Source organism: Collinsella sp. BG-O-102 (assembly GCF_023656745.1).
In the GTDB taxonomy this organism is placed as follows: domain Bacteria; phylum Actinomycetota; class Coriobacteriia; order Coriobacteriales; family Coriobacteriaceae; genus Collinsella.
The window spans coordinates 104,349-120,782 of record NZ_JAMOKO010000005.1; the positions used below are offsets into that span (position 1 = coordinate 104,349).

At 61.4% G+C, this 16,434-nt stretch carries 10 protein-coding genes; 5 read left to right on the top strand and 5 right to left on the bottom strand.

Annotated features, from left to right (window positions below):
- Positions 1 to 28 precede the first annotated feature (28 nt).
- From NBH09_RS04005 to metK, 3 genes are all read right to left on the bottom strand, one after another.
- Positions 29 to 1,762: a L,D-transpeptidase gene (locus NBH09_RS04005; protein WP_250787129.1), complete on the bottom strand. Its 1,734-nt coding sequence runs from the start codon at positions 1,760 to 1,762 to the stop codon at positions 29 to 31.
- A gap of 149 nt (positions 1,763 to 1,911) precedes the next feature.
- Positions 1,912 to 3,519 carry an L-serine ammonia-lyase, iron-sulfur-dependent, subunit alpha gene (gene sdaAA, locus NBH09_RS04010; protein WP_250787130.1) on the bottom strand — a complete coding sequence of 536 codons (1,608 nt, stop codon included), beginning with the start codon at positions 3,517 to 3,519 and terminating at the stop codon, positions 1,912 to 1,914.
- A gap of 343 nt (positions 3,520 to 3,862) precedes the next feature.
- Positions 3,863 to 5,143 (bottom strand): methionine adenosyltransferase, encoded by a 1,281-nt coding sequence (gene metK / locus NBH09_RS04015; RefSeq protein ID WP_195192830.1) that lies wholly within the window; start codon positions 5,141 to 5,143, stop codon positions 3,863 to 3,865.
- A 276-nt stretch (positions 5,144 to 5,419) separates the two neighbouring features.
- Between metK and gltX the strand changes: the two genes are divergently transcribed.
- From gltX to NBH09_RS04040, 5 genes are all read left to right on the top strand, one after another.
- A complete protein-coding gene (gltX, locus tag NBH09_RS04020) occupies positions 5,420 to 6,895 on the top strand; it encodes a glutamate--tRNA ligase (protein WP_250787131.1) in 1,476 nt (491 codons plus the stop codon).
- A gap of 89 nt (positions 6,896 to 6,984) precedes the next feature.
- Entirely contained in the window at positions 6,985 to 9,438 is a 2,454-nt protein-coding gene (priA, locus tag NBH09_RS04025) for a replication restart helicase PriA (protein WP_502799835.1), read from the top strand.
- Between the two features lie 18 nt (positions 9,439 to 9,456).
- Positions 9,457 to 9,993: a peptide deformylase gene (gene def, locus NBH09_RS04030; protein ID WP_035138252.1), complete on the top strand. Its 537-nt coding sequence runs from the start codon at positions 9,457 to 9,459 to the stop codon at positions 9,991 to 9,993.
- 321 nt (positions 9,994 to 10,314) lie between these two features.
- Positions 10,315 to 11,235: a methionyl-tRNA formyltransferase gene (fmt, locus tag NBH09_RS04035; protein WP_250787132.1), complete on the top strand. Its 921-nt coding sequence runs from the start codon at positions 10,315 to 10,317 to the stop codon at positions 11,233 to 11,235.
- The gene (locus NBH09_RS04040; protein ID WP_250787133.1) at positions 11,232 to 12,632 is read left to right on the top strand and encodes an RsmB/NOP family class I SAM-dependent RNA methyltransferase; all 1,401 of its coding nucleotides are present in this window, start codon (positions 11,232 to 11,234) and stop codon (positions 12,630 to 12,632) included. The genes fmt and NBH09_RS04040 overlap by 4 nt, the downstream gene beginning before the upstream one ends.
- 141 nt (positions 12,633 to 12,773) lie before the next feature.
- Here the strand turns inward: NBH09_RS04040 and NBH09_RS04045 are convergent, their stop codons facing one another.
- Both NBH09_RS04045 and NBH09_RS04050 read right to left on the bottom strand, forming a co-directional pair.
- Positions 12,774 to 13,010 (bottom strand): FmdB family zinc ribbon protein, encoded by a 237-nt coding sequence (locus NBH09_RS04045; protein WP_250787134.1) that lies wholly within the window; start codon positions 13,008 to 13,010, stop codon positions 12,774 to 12,776.
- A gap of 88 nt (positions 13,011 to 13,098) precedes the next feature.
- Positions 13,099 to 16,395, bottom strand: a complete 3,297-nt coding sequence (locus tag NBH09_RS04050) for a 4-alpha-glucanotransferase (protein ID WP_250787135.1) — start codon at positions 16,393 to 16,395, stop codon at positions 13,099 to 13,101.
- Positions 16,396 to 16,434: the final 39 nt, after the last annotated feature.

A 16,434-nucleotide genomic window follows, 5' to 3' on the forward strand; every position in this document is an offset into this window, starting at 1 on the left:
TCCACGTTGTAGGAATGCGCGCGTTGCACTACGAGTGGACAACCACGCACAGGCCGACTTTGATGCAATCGTGCAGTGCCTTGGCGTCGGCCAGGCGCAGGTTGATGCAACCGTGGCTGCCGCACCACTTGTACGACTCGGCGTTATCGAAGCTCTTGTCGTTTTGCCAGGTGGCGTCGTGGAAGCCGATCATGTTGCCCTCAAACGGCATCCAGTAGCTCACCGGGCTCTCATATTTGGGTTTACCGGTCTCGGGGTCCTTGGCTCCGATCAGGGTGCTGCCGCCGTCGTTGCTGTTGATTTGCCACACACCCTCGGGGGTGGCGTCTTCGCCCGGTTTGCCGGAAATAAAGTTGGCCTCCCACACGATATTACCGCTCTCGTCATAGTAGCGCGCGTGCTGCTCGGACAGGTCGACGTCGATATACGCCTTCCAGTCGGGCTCTCCCTTTGCGGTAAAGGTGTCGGCCTTCTTGGAGTACTTGATCTCGATCTCGCCGGTCTGCTTGTTGTTAATGGCGTCCTCGACCTGCTTGGCGAGCGAGCTGCTGTCGATGGACCAACCAAAGTCGCCGCCTTCGACGGCGCACTGCTTGCCATCGGCGCGCGTCCACCAGCGAGTGGAGCCCACGGTATTAAAGCCGTTGGCGAGTTCGGCTGCCCAGTTGCTGATCTGCGACGTATCGAGCGTTGGGTTGGCGGGATCGGCAAAGCTGATCCACTGCAATACGGAGCTGCCATCAACCTTGCCGGCATCCTCGCCGTTGAGCTTGAGGGTCACGTTGACGCCCAGAAAGTTGTTGGCGGCATCGCATGCGGCCTGAATCTGATCATCGGTCAGCGTTCCATTGAGCGGCTCATAGGCATCGTTGCCGAGCTTGGAAAGATCTACGGACTCGGCCAGCGAGGCAAGCTCGAGCTCGGCATACTTAATGACATGCTCGCGGTTGAGTTTTTCGTTGGAGCGCGCCTTCTCGACGGTAAACTTGCCGGCCTGCTCGTCATAGGAGCTATTGGCCTCGAACGTTCCAGAACGGCCCTCGTTGAACTCGTCGATGGCGCTGCCCAGATCCTCCTCAAACTGTTTTTGGTTGAAGGCGTCGGAAAGCATGGACAGGTCGACGTCTTGATCAAGATCGACTTCGTTGGAGGTAGCAGTTGTTTTGGTCTTGCCGCTTAAGGATTCCACAAGGCGGACCGGCCATACAAAGGCCTCGTTGTGGCTGATGATCTCTTTTGAGGCAGCTTCGCCGTCGACAATGGGTTCATCGGACTCGGGCTGATAGGACCAGCTAAAGTCATCGCCTGTCACGGTGAGCTTATAGTGCTTCCATGCCGAGTTGACCTTGGTGGCGGCAGACGAAGCGTTGGAGAATGAGACGTCGACGCCGGCGATGGTGGTGTTGGGGTAGGCTAGCTGCGAAAACGCAACGATGCCTACGATATAGACAATGACGATGAGACCCAGGACGACAAAGAGCGTCGTCTTTTTGCCCGACTTATTGTTGCCAGCGGACTTGCGTGCGGGACCGCGATCGCCTCGAGCGTGCGTGGGGGGCTGCTTGGGCGCATTGCCGTTTGCCTGGCGCTGATGACGTTGTTGACGCTGCTGTCGCTGTTGGTTCGGGCGTTGGGAAGCGTTTGCTGCACTACGCTGCTGACCGTGGCTCGGCGCGATAGGACGCGGCGACTGAACGCCGCCGGTGTGCTTGCTCGGCTGCTGCGGATCGGGAATCAGTTGAGTTCGATCGTTTTGCGACATCGTATGCATATCCTTCGAATTTCGCCTTGCGGCTCATCGTGTTTTTACTGGGCTTGCATTATAGCGATTGCCCTGCTGTTTGTGGTACGGAAACGGTGGCATTCAAAAGAGGTGGGACATTTGTCCCACCTTTGAGTTGTTCTTAGCCGTTATCCGCACACACCGCATTTTGCACAGGCTGAAAGTGCGGCCGGAGCCTGCGCGATGCCGCCCTTTGCCGTCTCGCGCAGCGTGGCCGGCAACGCGTGGCCCACTGAGAGCATGACATGTGCCATCTGGTCAAACGGAACCAGGCTCTTAATTCCTGCGAGGGCGAGTTGTGCCGAACTAAAGGCCGCTGCCACGCCGATGGCGTTGCGGTTTTGGCAGGGCACTTCCACGAGGCCACCGACGGGGTCACAAACGAGGCCCAGCAGGTTACTCAGCGCGATGGAACTGGCGTCGAGCGCCTGCTCGGGCGTGCCGCCGAGCATCTGCACCAGCGCGGCGGCTGCCATGGCAGCGGCGCTTCCCACCTCGGCCTGGCATCCGCCCTCGGCGCCGGCGACGCAGGCGCTCGTGGTGAGGTTGAGGCCGATGGCGGCTGCGCAGTAGAGCGCGTCCATGACCTGCTCGTCGTCGAGCTGAAGGTGATCGGCGAGCGCCAGCACGCAGCCGGGCACGACACCCGCGGAGCCTGCCGTGGGGGCGGCGACGATCACTCCCATCGTGGCGGAGCGCTCGAGCACGGCCATCGCGCGGGCCACGGCGTCGGTTTGAACGGTGCCCATCAGGCTCGTGCTCAAATCGTTACGGCCGGTGGCATCGACGAGTTTAGCCTCGCCGCCGATAAGCCCGCCGAGCGATCGCTGCGGATTGGCGATGGGGGCCGTGGTCTCCTCCCGCATGACGTCGAGCACGCGACGCATGGCGTCGACGGCGTGGGCTTCGCCGGTCAGGCGCGCCTCACGCACGGCCATGACGGCGCCGATGCTGAGCCCCAGTTCCTCGCACGCATCGAGCAGCTGCTCGCCGTCGTCGAAGATCTCCTTGGCCGAGACGCCGGGGGAGAGCGACGAGGCAGAACCGGGGAGCTCGATAAAGGTCGCGTAATCGACATTGTCGAGCTTGCGTAACATGGGGACGACGGTGTCGTCGGGCGCACCGTCGGTCTCAAAGACGGAGTAGGCCTGGCCGCCCACTTCGGTTCGGTAGGTGCGGCAGAAGGCGATGTTCACGTGGGCGTAGGCGAGCAGGTTCGTGAGCGCGGCGAGCACGCCGGGAACGTCCTTGTGCGCCACGAAGAGCGTGGAATACATGCCCGAGATGTCGACGCCGACGCCGTTAATGCGGCTGATGCGCATCTTGCCGCCGCCCAGGCTCTCGCCGCGGACCTGCGCCGTGGCGCCCGTGTCGTCGACCATATCGATGTCGACGGTGTTGGGGTGGATGGAGGCGTCGTCGCCCTTGATGTCAAAGTGATATTCGAGGCCCTGCTCGCGAGCGAGGTCGAAGGCCTGCTTGATGTTCTCGTCATCGGTGTCGAGGCCCAGGATGCCCGCGACGAGCGCACGGTCGGTGCCGTGGCCGCGGTAGGTGTGGGCGAAGGAGTTCCATAGGCCAAAGGTGACTTTGGCGATGCGGCCTTCTAACAGGCTGGCGGCAACTTGGGCGCAGCGCAGGGCGCCGGCGGTGTGTGATGAGCTGGGGCCGACCATGACGGGGCCCAAGATCTCGAATGCCGAGGTCGTAGCTAGTGTTTGCGGCTTGCCTGCCATATGCGCTCCTGTTCTATCCCGTCGTCCCGAGGGGCGGGGCATACTCTGTCCCGCCGTTCCGAGGGCTTTGGTATTTGGTCGCCTGCTCGGGCAGTCCTGCTCGCACGGAGAGCACATTAAGTGCTCTCCGGCTCGTGCGGAACTCGCGACCGACCAGATACCAAAGCCCTCGGAACTTAGGATACATGGTTGGAGTCGCTCTGCTGCGAAATTTATCGGCCTATGACCTATTCCATGTCCCAGGTCGGCTCATCTTCACCACCTTTAAATAAAAAAGAAGTACCGGTTGGAGCCGGTACTTCTTTTGGTGCGTTGTTTCTTGGCTGTAGCTTTTGCCGTTAGCTTACAGGCCGCAGGCTGCTTTGAGTTCTTCGACTCGGTCGGTTTTTTCCCAGGTGAAGTCGGCGTCTTCGCGGCCGAAGTGACCGTAGGCTGCCGTCTTTTCGTAGATGGGGCGACGCAGGTCTAGGTCGCGGATGATTGCGCCCGGGCGCAGGTCGAAGGTCTTCTCTACCGCCTCGACGATCTTGTCCTCGGCAACATGTGCGGTGCCGAAGGTGTCGACCATGATTGAGAGGGGCTTGGAAACGCCGATGGCGTAGGCAAGCTCGACTTCGCAGCGGTCGGCCAGACCGGCGGCGACCACGTTCTTGGCTACCCAGCGCGCGGCATACGCGGCGGAGCGGTCGACCTTGGTGCAGTCCTTGCCGCTAAAGGCACCGCCACCGTGACGGCCATAGCCGCCGTAGGTGTCGACGATGATCTTACGGCCAGTCAGTCCCGTGTCACCCATAGGTCCGCCCACGACAAAGCGACCGGTGGGGTTCACGTAGATGTCGGCGTTGTCCCACGGCATGTTCTCGGCGGCCATGACCGGGGTGATGACGTGCTCGATTAGGTCGGCCTTGATCTTGCCCATGTCCTCGATCTCGGCGGCGTGCTGCGTGGAGATGACGATGGTCGTGACCTCGACGGGCTTGCCGTCCTCGTAGCGCACGGTGACCTGGGTCTTGCCATCGGGACGCAGATAGGCGAGGGTACCGTCGTGACGCACGGCAGCCAGGCGCTCGGCCAGGCGGCTTGCCAGGTAGTGAGGCATGGGCATGAGGGTCTTGGTCTCGTTGGAGGCGTAACCGAACATCATGCCCTGGTCGCCGGCACCGATCAGGTCGATCGGGTCGGTGGTAGCGCCGGTCTGGGTCTCGAAGGACTCGTCAACGCCCTGAGCGATATCGGGTGACTGCTCATGGATGAGGCTCATAACGCCGCAGGTATCGCAGTCAAAACCGAATTTGGCACGGTTGTAGCCAATGCGGCGGATAACGCCGCGGGCGATTTCCTGAACGTCGACGTAGGCCTGGGTGCGAATCTCGCCGGCGACGATAACGGTGCCGGTGGTCACGAGGGTCTCGCAGGCGCAGCGGACGTTCTCCACGTTGGCGGGCACGCCGTTGGGGGCGATGTAGCCCTGCTCCTGCAGCTCTATTTCTTTGGCGAGGATTGCGTCGAGGACGGCATCGCTGATCTGGTCAGCGATCTTATCGGGATGACCTTCGGTCACCGACTCCGACGTAAAAACAAAGGACCCGTGTTGGGGTGGGATGGAACGAAGTTCTTCTGACATGATTGTCCTTTCAAAAACGTGTCCCGCGACCGTTACCATTCCGCCGGGCTCTCTATGCAAGGGCACATCATAACGCGTAAATCAAACATTCACACCCTTTCCGCACCTACTCATTGGGGACAGACTTAAATGACCAGCCTTAAACTAAGAACGTTTCCAAAGACTGGTCATTTATGTCTGTCCCCAATGAGTGGGTCGGTGCCCTTTGTGCGGAGGTCGCATTGTTGCTTTATACTGGTGCAGTTAGACATCCATCCTGCAATCGAGGAGATATCCATGGCATCAGACGTTCGCGTCCGCTTTGCACCCTCACCGACGGGCAAGCTGCACATCGGCGGCGCCCGCACCGCTATCTATAACTGGGCTTTCGCCCGCTCAAACGGCGGCACGTTCATCCTGCGCATCGACGACACCGACCCCACCCGCTCCACCGACGAGAACACGCAGATCATTCTGCGCGCCATGCGTTGGCTTGGCCTGGACTGGGACGAGGGTCCCGAGGTGGGCGGCGACTTTGGCCCCTACGCCCAGACCGAGCGCCTGGACCTGTACAAGCAGGCCGCCCAGAAGCTTTGGGACGAGGGCAAGGCCTATCCCTGCTTCTGCACCAAGGAGCAGCTCGACGCCGACCGCAAGGCCGCGCAGGAGCGCAAGGACCCCTTCCAGGGCTATCAGCGCCGTTGCCGCGATCTTGATCCCGAGGAGGCCCGCCGCCGCATCGAGGCCGGGGAGTCCTACGTCCTGCGCATCAAGGTGCCCGAGGACCGCGGCGATGTCGTCATCCACGACGCCGTTCACGGCGAGGTGACCTTCGACGCCAAGGAGCTCGACGACTTTGTCATCTTCCGCTCCGATGGCACGCCCACGTACAACTTCGCGACCGTCGTCGACGACGCCATGATGAAGATCACCCACGTCATCCGCGGCGACGACCACCTGTCCAACACCCCGCGTCAGGTCATGGTCTACGAGGCCCTCGGCGCGCCCGTGCCTACGTTCGCCCACATCTCCATGATCTTGGGTGCCGACGGCAAGAAGCTCTCCAAGCGCCACGGCGCCACCTCGGTGGAGGAGTACCGCGACGCCGGCTACCTGTCCGACGCCTTCGTCAACTATCTGGCTCTGCTGGGCTGGTCACTCGACGGCGAGACCACGATCATCCCGCGTGATGTCCTGGCCAGCAAGTTCTCGCTCGACCGCATCTCCAAGAACCCGGCGACCTTCGACCCCAAAAAGCTCGATTGGGTTAACGCTGAGTACATCAACGGTATGTCCGACGCCCAGTTTGCCGACGAGATCATGGTCCCCGAGCTGCACGAGGCTGGTCTCATAGAGGGCAATGTTGAGTACGGTGAGGACTGGATCGACGCACTCGCTGCCATCGTCAAGCCTCGCACCAAGATGCCGGCCGACGCCGTTACCGTCGCCGCCCCCATCTTCGCTACGGCCGAGACGCTTGAGTATGACGAGAAGTCCGTCAACAAGGGCCTGGCCAAGGAGGGCATGGGTGCCATTCTGGACGCCGCCAAGGCCGCACTCGAGGGTGTGTCCGAGTGGACCGCCGCCAACGTTGACGCCGCCCTTGAGCCTCTGCCCGAGCAGCTGGACCTCAAGAAGCGCGTGGTGTTCCAGGCTGTGCGTGTCGCCGTCTGCGGCAACATGGTGAGCCCTCCGCTGGGCGAGACCATGGCGCTCGTCGGCCGCGACGACTGCCTGGCGCGCATCGACCGCGCCCGCACGATGGCGCTGTAATCGCTGCGCAAACGTATGTATCCGAGCCCCGTTCACCTCGAGCGGGGCTCTTGTTTCTGTAGACGAATGGGATAGGAGGTGCTGGAGCCGTGGCCGAGCAACTGTCGCTGTTTGGTTCGCCGGAACCGGAGGAGGTTCCGGTGAAGCCAGTGCCTGCCGCTGCCTCGGCTCGGCCTAAGCCTGCACCTGAGCCCATCGCCGCCTATGCGAGCGTGGTCCTCGACATCCCGACGCGTGCGCTGTCCGAGCCGTTTGCTTATGGCGTTCCGCAGTCACTCGCCAACGATGTCCAGATCGGCTCCACCGTCCTAGTTCATTTTGGCAACCGTGCGGCCGCGGGCTACATCGTCAACATCGCGCCCGAGCTGGCCGACCTGCAAGGTAACGACGCCCTCGACCCCGCGCGCATTAAAGCCATCGAGGCTATCCTCAGCAAACCGCTCTTTACCGCAGAGGCTGCCCGTATCGCACGCTGGATGAGTTACGAGTATGTCGCGACGCTTTCCGAGTGCCTGCGCCTGTTCTTGCCACCGGGCGGAAGCCCGCGCGTGGTCAAGGGCGACGACGGCGTGTGGACTGTCGAGCGCCCCGCCGTCAAGCCTATCCAAAACCGCTGGGTCATGCTTACGCCCGAGGGCTTCGACTATACGCCGCCCAAGACCGCGGTCCGCCAGCGTCAGCTCATCGAGGCGCTCCAGTGCGGCCCGGTCACGACGCGCGACCTCAACCTGCTTTACAACAGCATGTCGGCGACCATTAAGGCGCTCGAAAAACGCGGCGTCGTCGTGGTGGAGGAGCGCCGTGCGTGGCGTGGCTGCAGCGAGCAGACCACGCTGTCCTCGGCAAGCGGCAAGACGCCGGTCGCACTTACCAACGGCCAGCAGCAGGCACTCGCGCAGATTGAGCGCGCCCGTCTGGACGCTCATGGAGACGTGGTGCTGGTCGACGGCGTCACCGGCTCCGGCAAAACCGAGGTTTACCTTTCGGCGATTGAGCGCGTGCTGGCGGCCGGCCGTTCGGCCTGCGTGCTCGTGCCCGAGATCTCGCTGACGGCCCAGACCGTCGGCCGCTTCCGCTCGCGTTTTGGCGAGACGGTCGCCGTGTTCCATTCGCGCCTCTCGGCCGGCGAGCGCCTGGACCAGTGGGATATGGTCGCCAGCGGTGCGGCCCGCGTGGTCGTCGGCGCCCGCTCGGCGCTCTTTTGCCCGCTCAGCGACTTGGGCCTCATCATCATCGACGAGGAGCACGAGACCAGCTACAAGCAGGGCTCCAGCCCGCGCTACCACGCGCGCGAGGTGGCGGCCGAGATGGCGCGGCGTTATCGTTGCCCACTCGTGTTGGGCTCCGCCACGCCCTCGGCCGAGGCCCTCGACCGCTGCCGCCGTGGCACGTATAACGGTGCCACCTGGACGCGCGTCGAGATGCCCGAGCGCCCGGGACTCGCTGTGCTGCCTACGGTTCGAATCGCAGACCTGCGCCGTGAGTTTTCTCACGGCAGCCGCTCCATGTTCTCAAAACCCTTGATGGAGGGCTTGGAGCGTGTGGTCGAGCGCCGCGAAAAAGCCGTGCTGTTGCACAACCGCCGTGGCTTTGCGCCATTCCTGATGTGCCGCGAGTGCGGCTGCGTCCCCACCTGCAACCACTGCTCCACCGCGCTTACGTATCACGAGCGCACGCACACGCTGCAGTGTCACACATGCGGTTCGACTTGGCGCGTGCAGCCCTATCCGGCGCCCACAAGCCGCTGTCCCAAGTGCGGCAGTCGCTACCTGGCAAAAATGGGTCTGGGCACTCAACAGATCGAGGACGCGCTGCACCAGATGCTTCCCGAGGACGTCGCCATTATTCGCATGGATGCCGATTCCACGCGCGGCAAGGATGCGCACAAAAAGCTGCTCGAGCAGTTCGATGCCGCCGATTGTGCGGTGCTGCTGGGCACCCAGATGATCGCCAAGGGCCTCGACTTTCCCGAGGTCACGCTCGTGGGCGTGGTCAATGCCGATTTCGCCCTCAAGCTGCCGGACTTCCGCGCAGGAGAGCGCGCATACGACTTGCTGGAGCAGGTTGCGGGCCGCGCCGGCCGCGGCGATCGCCCCGGTGAGGTGATCATCCAGACCTACCTGCCCGAGGACCCGGTCATTCGCGCCGTCGCTGAGCATGACCGTTCGATCTTTACCGACTACGACCTGGATCAGCGCCGCGACGCGGTGTACCCGCCGTTTGTTCGCCTGGTCAACATCTTGGTGTGGTCGGCGAACCGAGACGAAGCGCAAGACTACATCGGTCGCATCGCGAAACTCCTCAAGCGCTGCTGGCATGCCGCCGCGCCCGACTTTTTGCGGGCGGGGAGTGCCGTGCCGCAGGTGCTGGGCCCGGCTTCGTGTGTAATCGAGAGAGCCAAGGACCGCTACCGCTTCCATCTGCTTGTGAAGTCGCCTGTGGGGTACCATGTCTCTGATGATATCGACGCCTGTCTCAAAGAGGTGGGCTCTGTGCACGGCGTGAGCGTGAGCGTTGACGTCGACGCCTATGATTTGATGTAACAACCCGAAAGGATGGCCATGGAAGCCAACGGAATCGTACTGTCGCCCGACCCTCGTCTGCGCCAGGAGTGCGCCGTCATCGAGGAGATCACCCCGGCGATCGAGGCGCTTGCCGAGAAGATGAAGAAGATGATGTTCGAGAACGGCGGTTGCGGCCTGGCTGCCCCGCAGATCGGCGAGCTCATTCAGCTCGTCACCATCGACTGCGACTACAGCGACAAGAACGACTACGACCCCTACGTGCTCATCAACCCTGTCATTGTTGAGCAGAGTGACCATCTTGTGCCCTTTAGCGAGGGCTGCCTTTCCATTCCTGGCATTAGCTGCGAGATTGAGCGTCCTGACCATGTCGTCGTCGAGGCGTACGACTTGGACGCCAACCTGATTCGCTATGAGGCTTCGGGCGACCTGTTCTGCGTGTGCCTGCAGCACGAGATCGATCACCTGCACGGCAACACCATGTTCGAGCGATTGAAGCCTATGCAGAGGATCAAGGCCGTCAAGGAGTACCAGGACGCCCTGGCCCGCGGCGCTCGACCGGGCGAGACGGAGTAGGTTTGTCCGTCCCCGGGGCGCCCGCCTATATCATCCCGTGCTCAAACATTCTCGCTGCGCTGCGAAACTGCGCGCGGGACGATATAGGCGGGCGCCCCGGGGACTACGTTGACGCTGCTTGTCTCGCCCGGGTGCCGTTGGGCCAGGGAGGGGCGTCTTCGCTGATAATTGCTTTGTTGGAAGAGCTGCTTTTATTGCGGCTCTTTCTTTGGTTTTGGGTATATTTGTTCTTGTTGAAATGTTATTGCGGATGGGCTGGTGACTTGGCTTTCCGCTGTTATTTGTAGCCGTCTCGGCTTTGGTTGAGGGGAGACGTTCTTTATGCGTATTGTGTTTATGGGTACGCCTGATTTTGCTGTGCCTTCGTTGACTTCGCTCGTCGAGGCTGGGAATGAGATTGCGCTTGTTGTTACTCGTCCCGATGCTGTTCGCGGACGTGGTAAAAAGTTGGAGCCGTCTCCTGTTAAGGCCAAGGCGCTTGAGCTTGGTCTGCCGGTTGTTGAGGCTAATCGTATGACGCCTGATGTTGTTGAGGCGCTTCAGGCTGCTCAGGCCGATATTTTCTGCGTGGCTGCTTATGGCTGCATTTTGCCCGATGAGGTGCTGCATATGGCACCGCTCGGTATTGTGAATGTTCATGCGTCCTTGCTGCCTCGTTGGCGTGGGGCTGCTCCTATTCAGCGTGCGATTCTCGCTGGTGATGAGGTCGCTGGCGTTTCTATCATGCGCATCGGGCATGGCGTGGATACTGGTGCTTATTGTGCCCAGGCCTCCACGTCGGTTGCCGGTAAGCATGCTGAGGCGCTGACCATGGAGCTTGGTGAGCTTGGCGGCAAACTGCTTGCCGATACGCTTCCTTCTCTTGCCGATGGCACCGCCGTGTGGACTGAGCAGGATGAGTCGCTCGTCACTCATGCTGCCAAGATTTCCAAGCTGGAGATGCGTCTGGATCCGCAGATGGCTGCGCTCGATTGCGTGCGTCATGTGCTCGCTTCGTCCGATACCGCGCCTGCTCGTTGCGTGATTGCCGGCAAGACCGTGCGCGTGCTCGATGCTGCGCTGGCCGATGTTTCGCTTGGCAAGGGCGGCGTTGACGTTAAGAATAAGCGTGTTTTCCTTGGCCTTTCCGATGGTGCGGTTGAACTGCTCGAGGTTAAGCCCGATGGCAAGCGTGCCATGGCCGCTTCTGCTTGGGCTGCTGGGCTGCAAGGTGCCGATCTTATCTGGGGTGTTTTGTCATGAGCAAGCTGTCTCCCGCGCGCAAGCTTGCTCTCGATGTGCTGATGGAGGCCGATCGCCGCGGCATGTATGCGCGCGACGTGCTGTCCTCTCGCGCATCGGCCAAGGCTATTGACCAGCGCGATTCCGCTTTTGCAGCTCGCTTGGCGCTTGGTGTGGCCGCGACGCAGGGTATTTTGGACGAACTGCTCGATCAGTTTCTCGATAAGCCTAAAAAGGTTGCGCCGCGTGTTCGCATGGCGCTTCGTATCTCGGCCTTCGAGATGCTCTATCTGCATACGCCTGGTCGCGTTGCGGTGAGTCAGGGCGTTGAGCTGGTGCGCAGCGGAGCTAAGTCTGCCGCCGGTTTGGCCAATGCCGTGCTGCATAAGGTCGCGGACAACGTTGAGGACTTTGCCACGGCGTCCGATGTAGATGAGTCTGAGCGACGCCTGGTTCGTCTGTCGCGCCTGATGGGACTGCCGCGTTGGCTGTGCGCTCGCATTATGGCATCGTTCGACACTCCAGAGGGTGCGCTTAACTTTGCCGGCAATCTGGCCCCCGCGCCACTGGCCCTGCATGAGAACGCCTTTGCGACCAAGCCCGATCCGTATATCTCGCAGCTCGTCGCGCCTGTCTTCCCGGGCTGCCATGCCCCGGTTGATGCCCAAGTTACCGTTGCTTCGGGTGTGTTTGAGCGTGCTGCCGCGGTGGCCTCGGACCTTAACGCGCAGCTTATCGCCACAGCTGCCACGCGCCCTGGTAGCTGTCTTGAGATTGGTGCCGGTCGTGGCACCAAGACCTATGTGATGATGTGTCAGGCCAAGCGTGCGGGGTATGAGCGTCAGCATACGGCGCTCGATTTGCATGATCGCAAGTGTGACCTGAATCTTGCTCGCCTGCATAAGGCGGGTATTCAGGGCGTTCGCACGGTTTCGGGCGATGCATGCGAGCTTGATGAGGTACTCACATCGTTTGATGCCATGCGCGGTGAGCGGGTCAAGTTCGATACCGTGTTTATCGATGCGCCGTGCTCGGGCACCGGAACCATGCGTCGTCATCCCGAGATCCCGTGGCGCCTGACCGAGAATGATGTGACGGCCGAGTTACCCAAGCTTCAGCTGACGATGCTTAAGGAGGCTTCTGCGCGCGTGGCCGCCGGCGGAGAGCTCATCTATGCCACCTGCTCGGTTTTTGATGAAGAGAACACGCAGGTCGTGGATGCCTTCCTGGCCTCTCCCGAGGGCGTCGACTTTAGCGTCGCACCGCTCTCCGAGGCGCAGATTCTGCAACTCCCCGAGTTCGATCAGGCCAAGAAGCTCGTTTCCGTACGCCAGAACGACCGAGGACTTTTCCAAAGCGTGCCGGTAAACGCCGACTCCTACGACGGCCACTTCTGCGCCAGACTGGTCCGCAAGTAACTACTAAGTTGCGGTGAAATAGGGATTGAAAAGCCGCTTCTGCCTGCCAAACAGTCCTTATTTCACCGCAACTCATAAAGATGCCTGGGTAGCTAAAGAATCAGCCCCGCGATCGGTGTCGATCGCGGGGCTGTTTGGTTTCTAGTGGCTATGCGGGCAGTTGGCGCAGCAGCCGCTGGTGGCGCTGGTGCTGGAGCCGCCAGTGCGTTGGTCGGTGTTGTAGAAACCGCTGCCGTCGAACTTAATGCCGCTGGCCGAGAACGTCTTGGCCGCCGGGGCGCCGCAGTTGGGGCATACGACCTCGGGCGTCTCGGACATGGGGTGCTCAACCTCAAACACGTTGCCGCAGCTCGTGCACTTGTAATCGTAGCGCGCCATAATACTTCCTTTTCAGCACAAAGCGGGCAGATCGCTCTGCCCGCAAAAATTCAAACGTCTGTAACTGTACCCTATATCGGGGGTTTTATCACGCTTCGCCCCAGAATCTATGGGTGCTGCGCAGGAGCTTCGCAGTTTTCTCCTCAGCTGCCGCAACGTCGGCCTCCTCAGCCTGCCAGGTCCAGTTGCCCGTGGCCACGCCCGGCACGTTCATACGTGCATCGTCGCCCAGTCCTAGCACGTCCTGCAGCGGCATCATCACGAGCGGAGCATCGCTGGCCAGGGCGTTGCCCATGAGCTCGCTTGCCAGTTCAATGCCGCTCGGCTCGTCGCCGCCTGCAAAGGAGTGTGTGCACCATCCGGCAAGCGTCGAGGTGTCGTGCGTCGAGGTATACAGGATCTTGCCCGGTGTGGGATGAATTCCGCAACGAACGTCGTAGTCGCTAAACTCCAGCACGTCCATGCCGGGGAAACCGCAGGTCGATGCCATGGCGCGAACACCGGGCGTCAGATAGCCCAAGTCCTCAGCGATAAAGTTGAGCGGACCCAGCTCGTCGTAGGCGGTCTGGAACAGGTCCTTGCCCGGGCCTGCCAGCCAACGCCCGTCGGCGCATGCCTTACCCGCGGGAATGCTGAAATAGCTGTGGAAGCCCAGGAAGTGATCCAGGCGCACGCGGTCGTAGAGCGAAAACGCACGACGCAGGCGATCCATCCACCAGCTATAGCCGTTCTGCTTCATGTGGTCCCAGCGGAACGTTGGGTTGCCCCACACCTGGCCCTCGGGCGCAAAGTTGTCGGGCGGCGCACCGGAAATCTCAATCGCCTTGCCGGTATCGGACAGCCAGAAGTTCTCGGGTTCGCTCCACGCGTCTGCCGAATCGTCGGACACGTACATAGGAATATCCCCGATAACCTCGATGCCCTTCTTGTGCGCATAGTTCATGAGCTCGCACCAAGCGAGGTCAAAGCGGTACTGCATGTACGCCTGAAGCTCGGCCTCGTTGTGGAAGCGCTTGTCGTCGATCAGATGTTCGTTGTAGCGCGCGACATCTGCCGGCCAATCATGGCGCGACTCGCCCTCAAAGTACTTTTTAACGGCCATGTAGACGCAGTATTTCTCGAGCCAATCGGCATTGCGATGTTTAAACGCGGTGTACAGCGGATCGGCATCCTCGCCGCCGCGGGCCTTCCAGGTCTCAAAGTCGGCTGCCAGCTCTTCGTGGCTCTCGGGTAGCAGGTCGATATTGCCTGCAAAGGCCGAAGGACCGGCATAAGGGGAGCGGAAGAAGTCCGTGGGGTTGACGGGAAGAACCTGCCAGTAGCGCATGCCCATGGCGGCCAGATGGTCGATAAAGCGACGCGTGGGTGCGCCGATCGTACCGGGCTTGCCGTCGTCGGTCGGCACCGATGTGATATGGCACACAACACCCGCACCGTGATCGAGCGGCTCCTGCAGGCGCTGCTCGGCGTGGTGATAGATGATCGACGAGCCCAGCGGATACAGATCGAGCGTGACCGTACCGTTATGAATCTCACACTCGTGACCGCTGATCACGTCACTCGCACATTCGCCGAGCGCCGGAATCGTCACGCGATGCGAATTGCGCAGGCTGCGGTTGATGATGACGGTCGCGGACTCGCCGTCTTTACCGGTACGGTTGTAGGCCAGCACCTCGTCATTGAGCGCGAAAGCCTTGATTTCACCGTCGATCATAAACGGCAGCGCGCGGCGCACAGCAGATGCGTTCTTGACGATCGCGAACGTATCGAAGTCGTGCAGGTCTTCCTTGGTCGGCATGGTGCGGCGATTACCCGGATCGGTGAGTCCCTCCAAGCCGTACTCGTCACCGTAATAGATTGAGGGAACGCCCGGGAACGTCATCTGCATGAGCGTCGCCAGCCAAAAGCGGCTCTTGGCCAGGCCCATGGAGTTCTCGTCCAGGCGCCATTTGCTGCGCTCACTCTCGGGCAGCTGCGACTCGTCGGGGCCACCGCCGAGCACCGAGATAATGCGCGGGCGGTCGTGGCTCGACAGCAGATTGAGCGCGCAGGATAATGCCTCGCGCGGGTAGTTCTCGCGCAGGGTCTCGATATCCTCGGCAGCTTGGTAGGCGTTTTTGTAGCCCATCAAAAAGCCGATGACCATGTCGCGGAAGGGGTAATCCATAGCAGAGTCCAGCTCGGAGCCCTGCAGGTAGCGACGCAGATGGCCGTAGCTGATCTTGTTGGAGGCGTCTTCCCAGACCTCGCCGAGCAGCAGCGCGTCGGGCTTTTCGGCAAGTACGGCCTTTTTGATCTCGGTCAGGAAATCGTCCGAAAGCTCGTCGGCCACATCCAGGCGCCAGCCGTGAGCGCCGGCGCGCAGCCATTTACGAATGACGCCGTCCTTGCCCAGGAGCCGCTCGCGTACCAGTTCGGAGCTCTCATTGATGGCGGGCATATTGCCCACGCCCCACCAGCAGTCGTACGAGCCGTCCTCGTGGAAATAAAACGCATCGCGCCACGGCGAATCCTCGCTCTGCCACGCGCCCACGCCGGGGTAGTTGCCGTAGCGGTTGAAGTAGATCGAATCGTCGCCCGTGTGGTTGAACACACCGTCCAGAATGATGGAAATGCCCAGCTTCTCGGCCGCCTCGCACAGCTCGGTAAAGTCCTGCTCGGTGCCCAGAATCGGATCGATCTTGGTGTAATCTGCGGTGTCGTAGCGGTGGTTGCTCGCGGCTTCAAAAATGGGGTTGAGGTAGATGGCTGTAAAGCCCAGCTCAGCGATGCGGGGCAGGTCTTCCTGGATGCCCTTGAGCGAGCCGCCGTAGAAGTCCCAGGTCTTGATGGAGCCGTCCTCGGCGCGCTCGTATACGGGCGGCTCGTTCCAGTCCTCGACCATGCGGCGCTGGATTCCGTTGCGCGGCTTTTCGACTTCGGTCAGCGTGCGCTCGCGCCAGTGCTCGTCGCGGGCGTAGCGATCGGGGAAGATCTGGTAGACCATGCCGCGCTCGTACCACTCGGGTCGAACTTCGCGGTGCTTGTAAACGGTAATCTGGAACGACGGGACCTCGGCGTAGTTGTAGGTTACGCCCTCGCCACCGGTGCGGCCTTGTGGCGCACCCAGGCGGACCACGGGCTGGCCCTCGATATTGCAGATAAAGCTGTACCAAATAAGACAGGGCTCGGTGCACTCAAGCTCTACGGTAAATATGCCGTCGCCCTCGTGCGTCATTGGATACCGAGACTCACCGATCTCATCGACCCAGGTCCGGAGCGTAAGCGTCGCCTGCACGGGATCGGCATCCTCCAGAATCACGGAGAGCGAAAGGGTAGTTCCTGTGGTCACAGCGCCAAACGGAGTGCGAAACTGCGGCAGACGGCTGTTGTGTATCAATCTCATAGTACGGTCCAGTTCAATAGAATCATGGCCTGCTGGCCA

Excerpts from the sequence above, each read along its gene's own strand:
- NBH09_RS04050 (WP_250787135.1), bottom strand. The coding sequence starts at position 16,395 with ATGAGATTGATACACAACAGCCGTCTGCCGCAGTTTCGCACTCCGTTT.
- gltX (WP_250787131.1), top strand. The coding sequence starts at position 5,420 with ATGGCATCAGACGTTCGCGTCCGCTTTGCACCCTCACCGACGGGCAAG.
- NBH09_RS04005 (WP_250787129.1), bottom strand. The coding sequence starts at position 1,762 with ATGTCGCAAAACGATCGAACTCAACTGATTCCCGATCCGCAGCAGCCG.
- NBH09_RS04045 (WP_250787134.1), bottom strand. The coding sequence starts at position 13,010 with ATGGCGCGCTACGATTACAAGTGCACGAGCTGCGGCAACGTGTTTGAG.
- def (WP_035138252.1), top strand. The coding sequence starts at position 9,457 with ATGGAAGCCAACGGAATCGTACTGTCGCCCGACCCTCGTCTGCGCCAG.
- fmt (WP_250787132.1), top strand. The coding sequence starts at position 10,315 with ATGCGTATTGTGTTTATGGGTACGCCTGATTTTGCTGTGCCTTCGTTG.
- sdaAA (WP_250787130.1), bottom strand. The coding sequence starts at position 3,519 with ATGGCAGGCAAGCCGCAAACACTAGCTACGACCTCGGCATTCGAGATC.
- NBH09_RS04040 (WP_250787133.1), top strand. The coding sequence starts at position 11,232 with ATGAGCAAGCTGTCTCCCGCGCGCAAGCTTGCTCTCGATGTGCTGATG.
- metK (WP_195192830.1), bottom strand. The coding sequence starts at position 5,143 with ATGTCAGAAGAACTTCGTTCCATCCCACCCCAACACGGGTCCTTTGTT.